We start from the raw sequence: 15,507 nt of genomic DNA, 5'->3' as shown, positions 1-15,507 counted from the left end.
TAGACCTATGGGCGAGTGGGCTGCCAGGCGAGTACCCGGCGTTCCACCGCGAGGAACGCCGCGTTGAAGCCGTAGCCGAGCAGGCCGAGCAGGACCAGCCACGACCACATGAGCGGGAAGTCGAACGTCTGCTGGGCGGTCAGCAGTGAATGGCCGATACCGAACGACGAGCCGACCAGTTCCGAGACCACCATCAGGAGCAACGAGATCGACAGACTGACCCGCAGGCCCGCGAAGATCTTCGGCGCGGCGGCGGGCAGGACCACCGAGGCGATCCAGTGGCCCCGCGGGGTCCGCATCGACCGCGCCGTGTCCACTTTGACCTGATCGACCGACCGGACTCCGTCGACGGTGTTGAGCAGCACCGGCCAGATCGCGCCGAAGACGATCGAGCCGGTCTGCATACCGGGCCCCAGTCCGAAGAGGATCGCGAACACCGGGATCAGCGCGGGCGGTGGCACGGAACGGAAGAACGCGAACAACGGGCCCACGTAGTCGATCGCGGTCCGCGAACGGCCGATGGCCGTGCCGAGCGCGATACCGAGGAGGCCCGCGCCCGCCCAGCCGCCGAGCGTCCTGGCGAGACTCGGGAACACGTTGTCGTACACCGCGTCCGTCAGGAACAGCTGCGACGCCGGTCCGGTGAACCACAGTTTCACCGCCGTCGTCACGATCTGGCTCGGCGGCGGGAAGAACGGGCTCGGTGCCAGCCGTGTCACCAGCTCCCACACCCCGACCAGCGCGATGAAGACCAGCCAGTTCCGGAGCAGCACCGAAACACCACGGCTGACGCGGTTTCCGACGCGCCAGGAGAAGGTGAGACTCATACCGTTGCCTCCCGATCCACCGTGCTCCATCGGAACAACCGTTTGCCGAGCTGTTCGAGCCCTTCGTTGATCAGGAAGCCGAACACTCCGGCGACGATCGTGCCCGCGATCACCAGATCGAACCGGGTGGCGCCGGTGCTGGACTGCAGGATGAAGTTCCCGATGCCGAGTTTCGTCCCGGCGAGGAACTCGGTGCTCACGATCGCGATCAGCGCGATCGTCGCGGACACCTTGACACCGGTGAACACGAACGGCGCGGTGTGCGGCAGCGCGACCGACGTCAGCGACCGGACGCGGCCGGTGCCGTACGCCTTGGCCGTTTCCATCAGCACCGGGTCGATCTCGCCGAGCGCGTAGATCGTGTTGAACATGATGGGCCACAAGGAGGCGTACACGCCGAGCGTGATCTTCGACTCCGGACCGCTGCCGATGACCAGCAGTACCAACGGAATCAGCGCGACCGCCGGGATCGGCCGGAGGAATTCGACGACCGCGGCGGTCGCCTGGCGCAGGCCGGGAACGCTGCCCAGCAGCAGCCCGGCGGGCACCGCGATGGCGACGGCGATGAGCACGGCGATCGCCCAGGCGAGCATCGTGGCGATGATGTCGCGCAGGAACGAGACGTCGCCGAGCAGGTTCGCCACGATACCCAGCTCGACGCTCGCCGGGGGCAGGAACGTCTGATCGACCAGGCCGATCCGGACGACGACCTCCCAGAGCAGGAAGAAGCCGACCAGACCGGCCAGGCCGCGGAGAAAACGTGTCACGTCAGTTGGAGACCTGCGGGGCGATCATCGGCGCGGCGTCGATCTTCGCGGGGATCGCGCCCATCTGCTGCATCAGGTCCGGGACCCGCTGGAGGCGGCGGGCATCCAAAGTGGACACGAACGTCGGCAGCGTGAGTAGTGCGGCGGTGTCCTGGTCGACCTTGGCGTACTTGACCGCCAGCGGCTCGATCTTCGCGCGGTCGGCCGCGTCCCGGGTCGCCTTCTGCATGGCGCGCTGGAAGGCGGCCAGCGTCTTCGGGCTGTCCGTTACGAACTTGCCGAGCGCGCCGTAGCCAGCCAGCGGGAAGTCCTGCGTCGCACCACTCGCGGCGTCGGCGAGCGGGACGGCGCCCGCCGTCTTCCCGGCCTGGGTGAGGAACGGCTCGGCGAGATACCCCGCGTCGATGTCGCCGTTCTTCAGCGCGGGCGCCACGTTCGACATCCCCATCTGGACCCAGTTGACCTTGTTCGGGTCGACGCCGTGGTCCTTGAGCACCGAGCGGGTGAGCAGGTCGGACGCGGTGTTCTTGGCGGTGATCGCGACCTTCTTGCCCGCCAGGTCGGCGATGCCCTTCACCGAGGAGTTCGCCCCCGTGATGATTTCGTTGCTCTTCGGGCTGGCCGACACCGCGTCGGCGACCAGCCGGATGTCCGCGGTGTTCTTCGCCTTCGCGCTGAAGAACGGCTGGTAGCTGGAGAACGCGACGTCCGCTTCACCGCTGATCAGCTTGGTGAGCGAGGTCTGTCCATCCGGTACCTCAATGGTCTGGACATCGAGGCCCTCGGCCTTGAAGTAGCCACCGTCCACCGCGAGCCGCAGCGGCGTGGTGTCGATGACGGACATGACGGAAACCTTGATGGAGGACTTTTCCAGCCCGCCCGAACTTCCCCCCGACGTCGAGCCGTCCGAGCCACCGAGCAGGCCGCAGCCGCTCACGGTGGTCGCGACAAGGGCCGCCAGCGCAAAGTGGATAGTGCGGCGCCGCAGGGGCACGCCGTTGGTGGCGGATGTGAACAAGGTCAGCTCCTTGCAGATGTCACGGTGTGGATGGGTTTGTAGCGCTGCACGTTCGGCCGTTCACCTGCTCCTGCGAGCACCCCGAGGGCATCCCGAGTCGGACGTGGGTCTGTGTTCTCGTCGCTCTTGTGTACACCGTCGATCTTGTGCACACCACGGTAAGCGTTTCGTTTTTCGATCGGTCGGCAGATTCTCCGGTCGTCCCTAGCATGCCGCGTCGCGGGCGACGCGCGGTCTCCGGGGCCCCGGAAACGGACATACCCGGCGAGTTTCGGTCCGTGAGGGCGTGCGCCCGCGCCGGCTCGGCGGCGTCGACATTAGACACTCCGTGGGCGGATTGTGCCGGTCTCGTGACCAAAAGCTCACCAGGTACGTAGTGGTTCAGACCTTTCGCCGGAAAGAAACCGCTTTCTCGGGCGGAGCCGCGACCGCCCGCGCCGCGCGGCGCCGGGCCGGAGAGCCGGTGCCGCACCGGGATGGCCGCGCGGAGTCTTTCTGGCATGGGTCAGCCGTTCACCTGGGGGACGATCATCGGGGCGGCGTCGACCTTGGTGGTGATGGCGCCCATCTGGAGCATGAGGTCGGGGACGCGCTGGATGCGTCGTGCGTCCAATGTGGACTGGAAGGTGAGGAGCGTGGTGAGGGCGGCGGTGTCCTGGTCGACCTTGGCGTATTTCACCATGAGGGGCTCGATCTTGGCGCGGTCGGCCGAATCGCGGGTGGCCTTGAGCATGGCGCGCTGGAAGGCGGCGACGGTCCTGGGACTCTCGGTGGTGAACCTGCCGAGCGCGCCGTAGCCGGCGGTGGGGAAGTCCTGGGTGGACCCGGTGGCGGTGTCGACCACGGGGACGGAGCCGACGGCCCTCGCGGACTGGGTGATGAACGGTTCGGTGAGGAACGCGGCGTCGATGTCGCCGTTCTTCAGCGACGCGGCCACGTTGGGTAGCGGAACCGGACGCCATTCGACGTGGGAGAAGTCGACGCCGTGGTCCTTCATGACCGATTTGGTGAGGGTGTCGGACATGGTGTTGGGGGCGGTGATGCCGATCTTCTTGCCCGCGAGGTCGAGGACGCTCCTGACCTGGGAGTTCGGTAGCGCGACGACGGCGGTGCTCTTGGGGGCGGCCGAGGAGGCGTCGGCGACGAGGCGGATGTCGGCGGTGTTCTTGCTCTTGGCCGCGAAGAACGGGGTGTAGCTGGAGTAGCTGATGTCGACCTCGCCACCGATGAGCTTGGTCAGCGCCGCCTGGCCGGTGGGGGCTTCGGTGGCTTCGACGGTGAGGCCCTCGTTCTTGAAGTAGCCGGCGTCCTGGGCCAGGCGGAAGGGGGCGGTGTCGATGGTCGACATGATCGCGACCTTGAGGTTCGGTTTCTCGAGGCCGCCGGATCCGGCGGTGGAGGCGCTGTCCGAGCCGCCGAGCATGCCGCAGCCGCTCAGGGAGGCGGCCGTCGCCACGGTGAGCGCTACGCCGAGCGCGGTGCGTAGCCCGCGGCGGCCGCTGTTGCCCGTGCCGAGTCCAAACAAGGCATGCCCCCTGGGAGGAGTTCTCGATGGCTGAACCGGTGTGAACGAAGAGGCGTGTCAATCCGTGGAGAAGACACGCGGGCCACTGTAGAGAACGTGACCGCTTGCTCACAATGGGTCTATTTCGAAGAAAACCAAAGTGGCCTAGCTCACCCGTTCGGCTCCTTGCGGAGGACTCTTGCGCCACATGCAGTAGTCGTTAACCCTGCGTATAGCGTCATGATCACATCCAGCGATGTCCGGTTCGCTGTCCGATTGTCAGGCTCGTCCTCCCCGCTTTCGGGAGGGTTACATCTTGCCCGGTCGTTCGCTACCCTCTGCACCTACGGTGATGTGCTGACCACCAATGTAGTGAGAGAGAGTGCCTGGATGGCCGATCAAGTCGAGCCTCTTCTGCGGTGGGCAGTACCTTCAGCCTGGCCGGGCAGAGCCGCCGCGCTGGTGGGTTAGGCCGTCGGATCGAATGAGAACCAGTGCAGGGACCGGTAACCAATGCTCGAACTGAACCGATGCCGCTCGAGGGAGCGGGGTTCAGCCACTGCGTTGTCGTGTTCTCGGCGGGAGGCAGTACCAGGAACTGGTGGGGATATCGATCTATTCCCCCATTCGGGTAACCTCACGCGCTGGAATCCCGCCACCGGGACGGTGTTCCGCTGGCCGGGAGCGTGCGGTTAGAAGTGGTCGAAGACAACACGGGGCGCCCGGGAACTTCGGGGCGTCGGAACGAACAGGGCTTTACCAGCCCGGACGACAATGGTGGTGCGGCGGTGCCGAACGTAGACACCGCGGGGGTAGGAGGGACCCCTGCGCAGACTCACGGGACGGATCCGGAAGCGGACCCGTCCCGGCGAACCGGGATCTTCACCGGTATGCGCAACTGGCGGCTGCGCTCGAAGCTCGCCGCCATCCTCATCATCCCCACTCTCACCGCACTGGTGCTCGGCGCGCTGCGGGTCGTCGACGACGCCAAGCAGGCGAGCCAGTTCCAGCGCACCGCCGACCAGGTCGCCTTCGCCGTCAAGATCACCACGGTGGTGCACGAGCTGCAGAGCGAACGCGCACTCGCGGTCACCCGCCTCGCCTCCGGTGACGCGCTCCGCCAGACCGGCCTCGACGCGCAGGTTTCCCGGGTCGACCGCGTCGTCGACGACCTGCGGACCTCGGCCACCTCGCTCAACACCGACGACCAGGACACCAGCGACCGGTACTCGCGGGGGCTCCAGCGGCTCGACGCGCTGCGCCCGCTGCGCGCGGCGATCAGCACGTCCTCCTTCTCCGATCTGATGGTGTTCAACACCTACACCTCGATCCTCGACTCGCTGATCCAGCTCGGCCGCGAGGTCACCACCGCGGTCACCGACCGCGACGTGCTCCGGCTCGGCACGAGCACGCAGGCGATCAGCGAGGCCAAGGAGTTCATCTCCCGCGCCGACGCCGCCTTCGAGGTCGCCGCCTTCCGCAACGCCTTCCCCGGCGACCTGCTGGACCAGACCCGCGCCGCGGCGGCGTCCGGTGACGCCGCGATCGCGTCGTTCCTCGCGAACTCCACCGAAGACCAGCGGCAGCTCTACTCCGACACCGTCTCCGGTCCCGAGGTCGACGACCGGCGCCGGATCCAGACCGCCGCGTTCGCCTTCGCCCAGCAGGGCCAGGCACCGAACATCGACGGCGCGCTGCTCGACAAGGACAGCCGGGTCGCCGCGGAGAAGCTCCGCGCGGTGGAGAGCAACCTGCTCGCCCAGCTGCGGACCCGTGCCGACGACCTGGCCAGCGCGGCGATCAGCTCGGCGTGGATCAACAGCGCGATCGTGCTCGCCGCGCTCATCGCGGCACTGGTGCTGATGCTGCTGGTCGCGCGCCTGATGCTGCGTCCGCTGCGGATCCTGCGGAAGAACGCGCTGGACGTCGCCTACACCCGGCTGCCGGCCACCGTGCAGGCGATCCTCGACGATCCCGACCCGATCAACGCCTCGAAGAAGGCCGTCGATCCGGTGCCGGTCACTTCTCGTGACGAGATCGGCGAGGTGGCGCGCTCCTTCGACGTCGTCCACGAGCAGGCCGTCAAGATGGCCGCCGAACAGGCGCTGTTGCGGGAGAACGTCAACGGCATCTTCGTGAACCTCTCCCGGCGTTCGCAGCGGCTGGTGGAACGCCAGCTCGGCGTGATCGACCGGCTCGAGGCCGACGAGCAGGACCCGGACCACCTGGCCAGCCTGTTCGAGCTCGACCACCTCGCGACCCGGTTGCGCCGCAACGGTGAATCGCTGCTGGTGCTCTCCGGTGCCGGGCTGGCGAAGTCGGTGCCCAAGCCGGTGCCCGCCGCCGACGTCATCGGCGCCGCGGTGTCGGAGATCGAGCAGTACGCCCGCATCGAGGTCGGCATCGTGCCCGACGTCGCGGTGCAGGGGCTGGCGATCCACGACCTCGTGCACGTGCTCGCCGAGCTGCTGGACAACGCGACCTACTTCTCCGAGCCGGAGACCAAGGTCATCGTGCGGGCCGTGGTCACCAGGAAGAAGGCGCTCGCCATCCAGGTCACCGACCACGGCGTCGGGATGGCCGAGGACCGGCTCGCCGAGATCAACCAGCGCCTGGCCGACCCGCCGGACCTGGACGTCTCGGTGACCCGCCGGATGGGCCTGTACGTGGTCGCGCGGCTGGCGCAGCGCCACGGCATCGAGGTCCGGCTGCGCGAGAACGAGGACATCGAGGGCGGCGTGATCGCCCGCGTCGTGGTGCCCGCCGAGCTGCTCACGCAGATCCGGCAGGCCCCGCCGCGGCACACCCCGCCGCCCGCCAACCGGTCCGAGACGTCCTATCCGGGCATTCCGCCGCTTGAACGGCCTACGGAGATCACCCCGCCGCCGCCGTCGGCTGCGCTGCAGGCGCCACCGCCGCCGGTCTCCCCGTCGCAGCCCGCGGCCACGCCGAGTGGTGGCCTTGTGCCGCTGGACCAGCCGATCAGCCTCGACGACCTCGTCGCGGGGAACAGCGCGGCCGGGCCGTTCACGAATGCGGCAGGCCCGTTCACGAACGCGGCGGGTCCGTTCACGAGTTCCGGATCCTCGTCGGAGGAGACGCCGGCGTGGCCGACCGCGGACGATCTCGCCGGGCCCGCGAACGGCGAAGGTGCGAGCCTGGCCGAGACGCGCTTCTCGCCGCTGGTGCTGCCGAAGCGCGAGCCGACCTACGTCGCGCCGGAGGAGCGGAAGCCCGCCGACAACCTGCCCGAGACCGACGACGCCGCCGCTCTCGAGGACGATGTACCCACCCGGCGGCTGCCCATCTACCAGTCGGTGCTGTCACGCTGGTTCAGTGAGAGCGACGAGAACGGGGCCGCCGACGAACTCGGCGCCTCGTCCGGAGCCGACGCCCCTGAACCCGCGGCCGACCCGGTTGCCGTACAGGAAGAACCGAGCCCGATCGAGGAGGAGCCGAGCCAGGCGAGCGAAACGCTCTTGCCGCCGGCCGACGACGGGTGGCACAGCGCGTCCGACGAAGGCTGGAACGCGGCACAGTCGTTGCTCGAAGCGAAGGGCGAGGAGATCACCCCGGCCGGGCTGCCCAAGCGCATCCCGAACGCCTACCTCGTCCCCGGTTCGATCGAGCCCGCCCCGCCCGCCGAACCGGCGGTTTCGCTGGCCGACACGACCGTCGGCCTGCCGGGTGCGGGCGCGATCACCCGCTCGGCGACAGCGGCGCGGAGCAGGATGGCAAGCTTCCAACGTGGATACACATCGGGTAGGCACGCATTGAAGGATCGGGCGAGTGGCGTGCCGGGTTCGGCCGAGGACAGCAGTGAGGAGTCAAGGTGACACGGGCGGGTGCGATGCAGCCGGGTGGCGGTTCGGCACAGCCGAGCGGTCAGACGGGCAAGGGCAGTGCCGGCAGTTTCGCCTGGCTGATCACGGATTTCGTGCACCGGGTGCCGGGGGCGGCCCATGCCGTCGTGGTGTCCGCGGACGGTCTGCTGCTGGCGGCCTCGCGGGGACTGCCGAAGGACAGGGCCGATCAGCTCGCGGCGGTCGCCTCGGGGCTGACCAGCCTCGCGCGCGGCGCGGCGAAGGTGTTCGAGGGCGGCGCCGTCGCGCAGACGGTCGTCGAGATGGCGAACGGCTTCCTGTTCCTCATGTCGGTGTCGGATGGTTCCTGCCTCGCGGTGCTGGGTTCACCGGAGAGCGACATCGGTCTGGTCGTCTACGAGATGACGCTGCTCGTCGAGCGGGTCGGGCAGCAGCTGACACCGGAGATGCGAGCGCAACTGCAGGGCGCGGCGAGGCGCTGACGGCCGGGGAACCGAGGAGAATGTCGTGGATGACGGACGCTTGAGGGGCGATGGCCGGCTCGGTGACGACTTCTCGGGCAACTGGGCGGAGCGCGGCGGTGAGGACGGCCGGGAGGACTGGAAGTCGTTCCGGGAGCGGGTCGACCGCGAATGGCGGGCGCGGCGGAGCGGCGGCGGGGCCGGCGAGTCCGAGCTGTCCGCCGAGGAACCGCCGCGGTTGACCGACAACTACGCCGCGAACGATCCCGACCTGCACGTGCCTGGCAACCGTGAGCGGCTGTTCGGCGGCCCGAGCTCCGAGCTGTTCGGCGGCGTGAGCGGGCCGCTGTACACCACCGGGGAACTGGCGGCCTACAGCGCGAGCCGGGACATGTCGCAGGGGCCGAATTCCGAGGAGCTGGCCGCCGCGCTGCCGCAGCAGGCGCAGAACGAGTACGTCGACGAGCAGTTCGAGGAAACCCAGTCCTCCGGCCTTGTCCGGCCGTACTTCCGGACCAGGGGCCGGACCCGGCCGACGTACGACCTGGCCATCGAAGCACTGGTTTCGACCAGTGAACACGGGCGCGTGCTCGACCGCGTGCGCGTGCCCGAACACCGGTCGATCTGCGACCTGTGCCTCGACACCCGCTCGGTCGCGGAGGTGGCGGCGCTGCTGCGCCTGCCGCTCGGCGTCGTCCGGGTCCTGATTGGTGACGTGGCGGGTCTGGGCCTGGTGCTGGTACACACCAGCGGCGCGGCCGTCGGTGACCGCCCGAGTATCGAGTTCATGGAAAGGGTGCTCAGTGGGCTTCGGAGAATTTGACTCCGACGCGAATGCGCCGCAGGTGACCGGTCCGACATCGTCGGCCAAGATCGTGGTGGCCGGCGGATTCGGATCGGGGAAGACGACACTGGTCGGGGCGATCTCGGAGATCGACCCGTTGACCACCGAGGCCATGATGACCGAGGCGAGTGTCGGGCACGACGACGTCACGGCCACCCCGAACAAGACGACCACCACGGTCGCCATGGACTTCGGCCGGATCTCGCTGGACTCGGACCTGGTGCTGTACGTGTTCGGCACGCCGGGCCAGCACCGGTTCTGGTTCATGTGGGACGACCTCGCGGTGGGTGCCATCGGGGCCGTCGTGCTGGTGGACACCCGGCGGCTCGCCGACGCGTTCCCCTCGATCGACTTCTTCGAGAACCGGAAGCTGCCGTACGTGGTCGCGATCAACTGCTTCGACCGCTTGCTGCATCACCAGATCGAGGACGTCCGGCACGCGCTCACCATCGCGCCGTCGGTGCCGATCATGGCCTGTGACGCACGGGAGCGGGAATCGGCCAAGCAGGTGTTGATCTCGGTCGTGCAGCACGCGATCGCACACGATACGGCGCTGCGGGCGGGATAAGGGCGGAAATGGGAGAAGCGGATGCGGCCGTTGGGGTGAACTCGGCGTGCTTCACCCGCTTCGGGGAGTGGTGCCGCCGACCGGAGGATGGAAAGGGCCTTCCCCTTCGGTACGGTCGGGGCCGGAACTGCCCGATCAGGCGATCGGTAACGCGGTTGACCTGCACGGACAGGTCGTCGCGGCACGGTTGTCGTTACCACCATGGAGTGACCCACGGATGCGTGGTTCGGCATGTGTCGGCGCAATCCGCGTCCAGTCGCGCACGTACCGTGCCGAAGACGTCCATAATGACGGACTCGACACTCTTGGCGGGCCGAATACGCTGGGAGCAAGCGTCTTCGGCACGTGTCCGCGGGCGCTTCGCTCGTGATGGGCACACGCGTCCGCGACAACAGCTTGGAGGGGCAGTGACGGCTTCCGGCCAGCAGCAGGGCACTTTCGGCTGGCTCATCACGGATTTCGTGCGCCGGGTACCCGGCGCCGCGCATGCCGTGCTGGTCTCGGCCGACGGCCTGCTCCTCGCGCCGTCCGAGGGACTCCCGCAGGAACGCGCCGAGCAGCTCTCCGCGGTGGCCTCCGGGCTGATCAGTCTCACCCAGGGCGCGGCGCGCTGCTTCGAGGCCGGTGGCGTGAACCAGACCGTGGTCGAGATGGAGCGGGGCTACCTGTTCCTGATGTCCGTCGCGGACGGTTCGTCGCTGGCGGTGCTCGCCGCGCCGACGTGCGACATCGGCACGGTGGCCTACGAGATGACGTTGCTCGTGGAGCGGGTCGGCCAGCAGATCACCCCGGAACTGCGCGCACAGCTGCAGGGCGGCGTACGTGGGTAGCGTGCGATGAGGATCACCGGTTTCGAAGACCCGGACACCAGCGGCTGGGAGTCGCTGCACCGGGGCACCGAGCGGGAAGGCATCGACTCACCGAGCCGCTTCGACATGAGCACGCTGGCGATGCGTGTCGTGCCGAAACGCCAGCCGCCCCCGCCACCCCCTCCGCGCCCGCGTCCCGAGCAGGCGAGGCATGCCGATTCCGACGTCCGCGGGTGGGCGTCGGGAACCCTTGAGGTCGAACCGCGACCGGTGGCCGAACCCGTGCACGCTCCCGAGTGGGCGGCCGCGGGCAGGCACTCCGCCGCCGCGCCGGTCCCCGCCGAACCCGCGTGGGATCCGGCCGATGGCTGGCAGGGCGCCCCGGTGCCCGCGCCCGGCCCGCTCGTCGCGGTCCCGCCGCCTGCCGAGTCCCCGGTGCTTCCCTCCGGCTCGCGCGTACGCCCGTACACACGAACCGGCGGGCGGACCCACTCGGACCACAACCTCGCCCTCGAAGCGCTGGTCTCCACCAGTGAGGACGGGCGGCGCTACCGCGGCGTGCGGTCCGTCGAGCACCGCCGGATCTGTGATCTGTGCCTGGACACCCGCTCCGTAGCGGAGATCGCGGCGCATCTGCGGCTGCCGCTCGGCGTGGTGAAGGTGCTCGTCGGCGACATGTCGGACGTCGGCCTGGTGCTGATCCACCAGACCGAACTGGTGCTGGGCGACCGGTCGTCGCGCGAGTTCATGGAGCGTGTCCTCGCCGGACTCCGCGCCCTGTAGGTACTTCCCGGCCTCGCTCGCGTGCGGATGTGCCGGGGTGGTGCACCCGGTGTCGTGCGGGCACGTTTTCGTGAAATCGTCCGATCCCGCTCCTTCGTTACAGGTTTCCGGCGACCGGTGACAACTGTCATATCTTTCCCGGGTATTCGGGCAACAGTTGTTCACAAATGGTCACGACGTGATTTCTTCACTCGCGCGAAGGCAACCTCGGGCCGTTTTTCACATCCTGCGAGCCGGGCCGGGCGGCGGGAGTGGGCGCGCAGAGTTGGCGGGGCCTGGCGGAAAGCGCTTCCTTGCATCCGATAGAGTGAATGTCCGCGCCGCCGATAGTGGTGAGTTCGGTACTTCCTGAAAGGCCGTCGGGGGATTCATTTCCGGCCTCGCGGGAACTGTGAATTTTTCCAGGGGTTAGAGGTCATCGTAATGGATGCTGGCTGATGGGGGTTGGCGTGAGAACCGGTTCGCCCGCTCGGACATTCGAGCTGATCGAGGATCGTGGTATCGGTTTGGACGAGGCGGGCGGCCTCGACGAACGTGAGCGCAGGCTGCTGATCGGCGCCGCGAACTACCACGCGCTGGTGCGGCGTGGTGCGACACTCCGGCTGACCGTGGTGCGTGCCCCGCACGGCGGGCACCCGTCGCTCACCGACGACCGGTGCCTGCACATCGGCTGGACCGAGGACAGGGAGCCGGTCGGCTCGGTCGTCGTGCGCAGCCTCGTCCCGCCGACGGGCGAGGCGCCGGGCGGGATGCTCGACCTCGTCATCGACGTCGGCGGAAAGCCCGAGCTGCAGAACACCTACAGCCAGCTCACGGGCCCGGTCGGCAGGGCGAGGAAGGCCTTCCGGTCGCGGATCCCGTTCCAGTACGACTTCCTGCGTCAGCTGCGTACCGACGTCGTCGAGCGCCGGCTCCGCGAACGGCAGCTTCCGCGCCGCGCGCCGGTCAGCGGTGCCCACGGGTACCAGCGCCCGGCGACGGAGGCCCGGCGGGCCATCCTGTTCGGACTGCACTGGCTGGAGCTCGGCGGTGCCGAGAGATGGGCGCTGGATTGCATCCAGCTCGCCAAGGAACACGGCTTCACCCCCATCGTCGTCACCGACCGCGCGTCGAACCACCCGTGGATCACCCGCCCCGAGTTCGACGGCGTGGTCGTCATCCCGCTCAGCCACCCGCTGACGCACGGCACCGACTCGGCGCTGTTCGACGGTCTCTTCTCCGCCTTCGACATCCGCGGCATCCATGTGCACCACAACACCTGGCTGTACGACCGGCTGCCGTGGGTCAAGTCCGTGTGGCCCGACGTCCCGGTCGTCGACTCGCAGCACGTGCTGGAGTGGCGGACCGGCGGATTCGTCGACCACGCCGTGCGGGTCTCGGCGATGATCGACACGCACCACGTGATCTCCCCGCAACTGCGCGACTATCTCGTCCACCGCCAGGGCATTCCCGCCGAGAAGGTCATGCTGGCCACGCTCGCGGGCACCACCACGGCGGGCATCACCCCGGACGCACCCGGCGGGGCGAAGCCTGGCCCGTTCACCGTGACCTACATCGGCCGGTTCCACCAGCAGAAGCGGCCCTACATCTTCCTCAAGCTCGCCGCCGAGCTGCGCTCGTCCGCGCCCGGCGCGGTGGGGTTCATCATGCACGGCGAGGGCGAACTGGCCGACGAGGTGCACAGCCTGCGCTCCCGGCTCGGGCTCGCCGACCTCGTCGAGGTCCGTGGCCCCGACGTCCCGGTCGCGAAGACGCTCGCGGAAACCGACGTCCTGGTCGTCACCTCGGAGAACGAAGGCCTGACGCTCACCACGTTCGAGGCCACCGCCGCCGGCGTCCCGGTCGTCTCCGCCGACGTCGGCTCGCAGGCGTCGCTGGTCACCGACGACCTGCTGTGCCCGAGGCATCCCTATCCCTTCGTCCGGCAGGCCGCCGCGCGGATCCGGACCATGATGTCGCAGCCGGAACAGCGTAAGCACTGGTTCGAAGAGCAGGCCGGGAAGAGCGCGGCCTTCGCGAAACTGCCGCGGGCGAAGGCCTGGGCCGATGAGCTGTACCGAGGATGGTCGTCGTGAACAAGGTCGCCGCAATCGTCGTCACCTACAACCGCAAGGACAAGCTGGGCACGGTCCTCGACCACGTCCTGGCCCAGACGTTCGCCCCGGAATGGGTTGTCGTCGTGGACAACGCCTCGACCGACGGCACCGACGAGCTGCTCGCTTCGTACCGGACCGACCCGCGGGTCATCGTGCAGCGCCTGGCCGAGAACACCGGTGGCGCCGGCGGGTTCGCGGCAGGGATGTCCAAGGCGTACGAGCTGGGCGCCGACTTCCTCTGGATCATGGACGACGACTGCTACCCCAACCCGGACGCGCTGGAGGAGCTGGTCAACGGCCTCGGCAAGGCCGAGCAGACCCTCGGCCACCAGATGCCGTTCGCGTGCTCGGTGGTGAAGTGGACCGACGGTGGCATCTGCGAGATGAACAACCCCGGCACGACCTGGGACTGGGGGCGGCTGCTTTCGCTGGGCCAGCAGGCGGTGCTGGTCAGCCACTGCTCGTTCGTGTCGGTGCTGATCCCGCGGTGGACGGTGGCCCGCTTCGGGCTGCCGCTCACGGACTACTTCATCTGGTTCGACGACATGGAGTACACCCTCCGCGTCACCAAGGCGGCGCCGGGCCTGCAGGTACTCACCAGTGTCGTCGTCCATGACCTGCCGGCGAATCTCGGCGTGAACTTCGGGCAGATCAACGACAAGAACGTCTGGAAGTACGAGTACGGCGCCCGCAACGAGGCCTCGTACCGCCTGCACCACGAGAGTCCGTTCGCCTTCGCGGGCTTCGCCTACCGCGTTCTCCACGGGATGGCCATGGGGAAGGTTCCCAAGTCGCTGCGGCTGCGTATCGTGAAGAGCCTGCTGCGCGGCGTTCCGTTCAACCCGAGGCCGCGCTTCCCGCGCTCCGTGCTCTGAGCGCCCGGAGCGTTGCCGCCCCAGGAGAACCGGAACGAGACGAGACGACATGTACCACGGCATCGGCAGGGCGCTGCGTGCCACCCGGTTGCGGAAGTCCTTGCGGGACAAGCTTTCCCGCGTGGTCGACGAGGCGGTGTCCCGGCATTTCGCCGGGCACGCCGCACGGCTGGACGCCCTCGGCCGCGAGATCGCCGAACTACGCCGGGAACTGGCGGGCGAGGTCCGTGGCCAGGGCGACCGGCTCGTCGAGCACGCGAGCCAGGTGGAACACCGGGCCCGCCGTGACCTGCTGTTCGCCGGGGAGGCCGAGGCCGCACGGCGCAGCGCCGCGTTCGTGCGGGAGCAGCTGGCGAACGCGCGGTCGTTCCCGGAGCCGCACCGGACGCTGGAACACGCGCTGACCCTTGCCCCGCAAGGAGGAATGGCGCTGGAGTTCGGTGTCTACTCCGGGACGACGCTGAAGATCATCGCCGACGCGCGCGCCGGCGAACGGGTCTACGGCTTCGACTCCTTCGAGGGGCTGCCGGAGACCTGGCGATCGGGTTTCCCCGCCGGAACGTTCGATGTGGACAGTCTCCCGGACGTCCCCGGCAGCGAGCTGGTCGTCGGCTGGTTCGACGAAGTCCTGCCAGGATTCCTCGACACCCACCCCGGCCCGGTCGATTTCCTGCACGTCGACTGCGATCTCTACTCATCGACGAAGACCGTCCTCGACCTCGTCGGGCCGCGCCTGCGTCCTGGGTCGGTCGTGATCTTCGACGAGTACTTCAACTACCCGGGCTGGCCGGATCACGAGCACCGCGCGTGGCAGGAGTACGTCGAGCGGACCGGGCTGCGGTTCGAGTACGAGGCGTACACCATCGACCACGAGCAGGTCGTCGTGAAGGTGACCGGCTGATTGCTCCGAAGGGGTACTTCAGCGCTGGGCACCACGAAAGTTCCCTTCGTGGTCCCGAAATTCGCCAAGGCTCCCAGCCGGGCCGACACGCCATGCGCCCCCAATGTGGTGGACCGCCCCGGGTTTGTTGGAGGTCGATCGTTCTGGGAAGGATGAGCGGCGTGGCGAGCAGCAGGTTTCCGCGGGAGTTGAAGGATCGTGCCGTGTCGATGGTGCGTGATCTGGAGAAA

The 15,507-nt window shown here is 68.5% G+C and carries 13 protein-coding genes; 9 read left to right on the top strand and 4 right to left on the bottom strand.

What is annotated here, in order from left to right; genetic code table 11:
* Positions 1 to 5: 5 nt before the first annotated feature.
* From ACFWY9_RS39995 to ACFWY9_RS39980, 4 genes are all read right to left on the bottom strand, one after another.
* Positions 6 to 827, bottom strand: a complete 822-nt coding sequence (locus ACFWY9_RS39995) for an ABC transporter permease (protein ID WP_378328712.1) — start codon at positions 825 to 827, stop codon at positions 6 to 8.
* On the bottom strand, positions 824 to 1,594 hold the full coding sequence (locus tag ACFWY9_RS39990) for an ABC transporter permease (protein WP_378328711.1): 771 nt from the start codon (positions 1,592 to 1,594) through the stop codon (positions 824 to 826). The genes ACFWY9_RS39995 and ACFWY9_RS39990 overlap by 4 nt, the downstream gene beginning before the upstream one ends.
* Before the next feature lies 1 nt (position 1,595).
* Complete coding sequence (locus ACFWY9_RS39985) at positions 1,596 to 2,612, bottom strand: ABC transporter substrate-binding protein (protein WP_378328710.1); 1,017 nt, start codon at positions 2,610 to 2,612, stop codon at positions 1,596 to 1,598.
* 505 nt (positions 2,613 to 3,117) lie between these two features.
* Positions 3,118 to 4,035 carry an ABC transporter substrate-binding protein gene (locus ACFWY9_RS39980; protein WP_378328735.1) on the bottom strand — a complete coding sequence of 306 codons (918 nt, stop codon included), beginning with the start codon at positions 4,033 to 4,035 and terminating at the stop codon, positions 3,118 to 3,120.
* A 971-nt stretch (positions 4,036 to 5,006) separates the two neighbouring features.
* On the opposite strand from ACFWY9_RS39980, the gene ACFWY9_RS39975 reads away from it, so the two are divergent.
* The 9 genes from ACFWY9_RS39975 to ACFWY9_RS39935 all read left to right on the top strand — a co-directional run bounded on the left by ACFWY9_RS39975 (position 5,007) and on the right by ACFWY9_RS39935 (position 15,277).
* On the top strand, positions 5,007 to 7,952 hold the full coding sequence (locus ACFWY9_RS39975) for a nitrate- and nitrite sensing domain-containing protein (RefSeq protein ID WP_378341324.1): 2,946 nt from the start codon (positions 5,007 to 5,009) through the stop codon (positions 7,950 to 7,952).
* Between the two features lie 14 nt (positions 7,953 to 7,966).
* A complete protein-coding gene (locus ACFWY9_RS39970; protein ID WP_378328734.1) occupies positions 7,967 to 8,422 on the top strand; it encodes a roadblock/LC7 domain-containing protein in 456 nt (151 codons plus the stop codon).
* A gap of 25 nt (positions 8,423 to 8,447) precedes the next feature.
* Positions 8,448 to 9,224, top strand: a complete 777-nt coding sequence (locus ACFWY9_RS39965) for a DUF742 domain-containing protein (RefSeq protein ID WP_378328708.1) — start codon at positions 8,448 to 8,450, stop codon at positions 9,222 to 9,224.
* Positions 9,205 to 9,813 (top strand): ATP/GTP-binding protein, encoded by a 609-nt coding sequence (locus ACFWY9_RS39960; protein ID WP_378328707.1) that lies wholly within the window; start codon positions 9,205 to 9,207, stop codon positions 9,811 to 9,813. The genes ACFWY9_RS39965 and ACFWY9_RS39960 overlap by 20 nt, the downstream gene beginning before the upstream one ends.
* 407 nt (positions 9,814 to 10,220) lie before the next feature.
* Complete coding sequence (locus tag ACFWY9_RS39955; protein ID WP_378328706.1) at positions 10,221 to 10,643, top strand: roadblock/LC7 domain-containing protein; 423 nt, start codon at positions 10,221 to 10,223, stop codon at positions 10,641 to 10,643.
* Positions 10,644 to 10,649: 6 nt separating this feature from the next.
* Positions 10,650 to 11,405 (top strand): DUF742 domain-containing protein, encoded by a 756-nt coding sequence (locus ACFWY9_RS39950; RefSeq protein ID WP_378328705.1) that lies wholly within the window; start codon positions 10,650 to 10,652, stop codon positions 11,403 to 11,405.
* Positions 11,406 to 11,854: 449 nt separating this feature from the next.
* Positions 11,855 to 13,480: a glycosyltransferase family 4 protein gene (locus tag ACFWY9_RS39945; RefSeq protein WP_378341323.1), complete on the top strand. Its 1,626-nt coding sequence runs from the start codon at positions 11,855 to 11,857 to the stop codon at positions 13,478 to 13,480.
* Positions 13,477 to 14,376, top strand: coding sequence for a glycosyltransferase family 2 protein (locus ACFWY9_RS39940; protein ID WP_378341322.1), 900 nt, complete (start codon positions 13,477 to 13,479; stop codon positions 14,374 to 14,376). Before ACFWY9_RS39945 ends, ACFWY9_RS39940 begins: the two co-directional genes overlap by 4 nt.
* Positions 14,377 to 14,425: 49 nt before the next feature.
* Positions 14,426 to 15,277: a class I SAM-dependent methyltransferase gene (locus ACFWY9_RS39935; RefSeq protein WP_378328702.1), complete on the top strand. Its 852-nt coding sequence runs from the start codon at positions 14,426 to 14,428 to the stop codon at positions 15,275 to 15,277.
* Positions 15,278 to 15,507 lie beyond the last annotated feature (230 nt).

It is taken from the genome of Amycolatopsis sp. NPDC059027 (genome assembly GCF_042739735.1).
Lineage (GTDB): Bacteria > Actinomycetota > Actinomycetes > Mycobacteriales > Pseudonocardiaceae > Amycolatopsis.
This window is presented reverse-complemented; position numbering and strand designations above follow the sequence as displayed.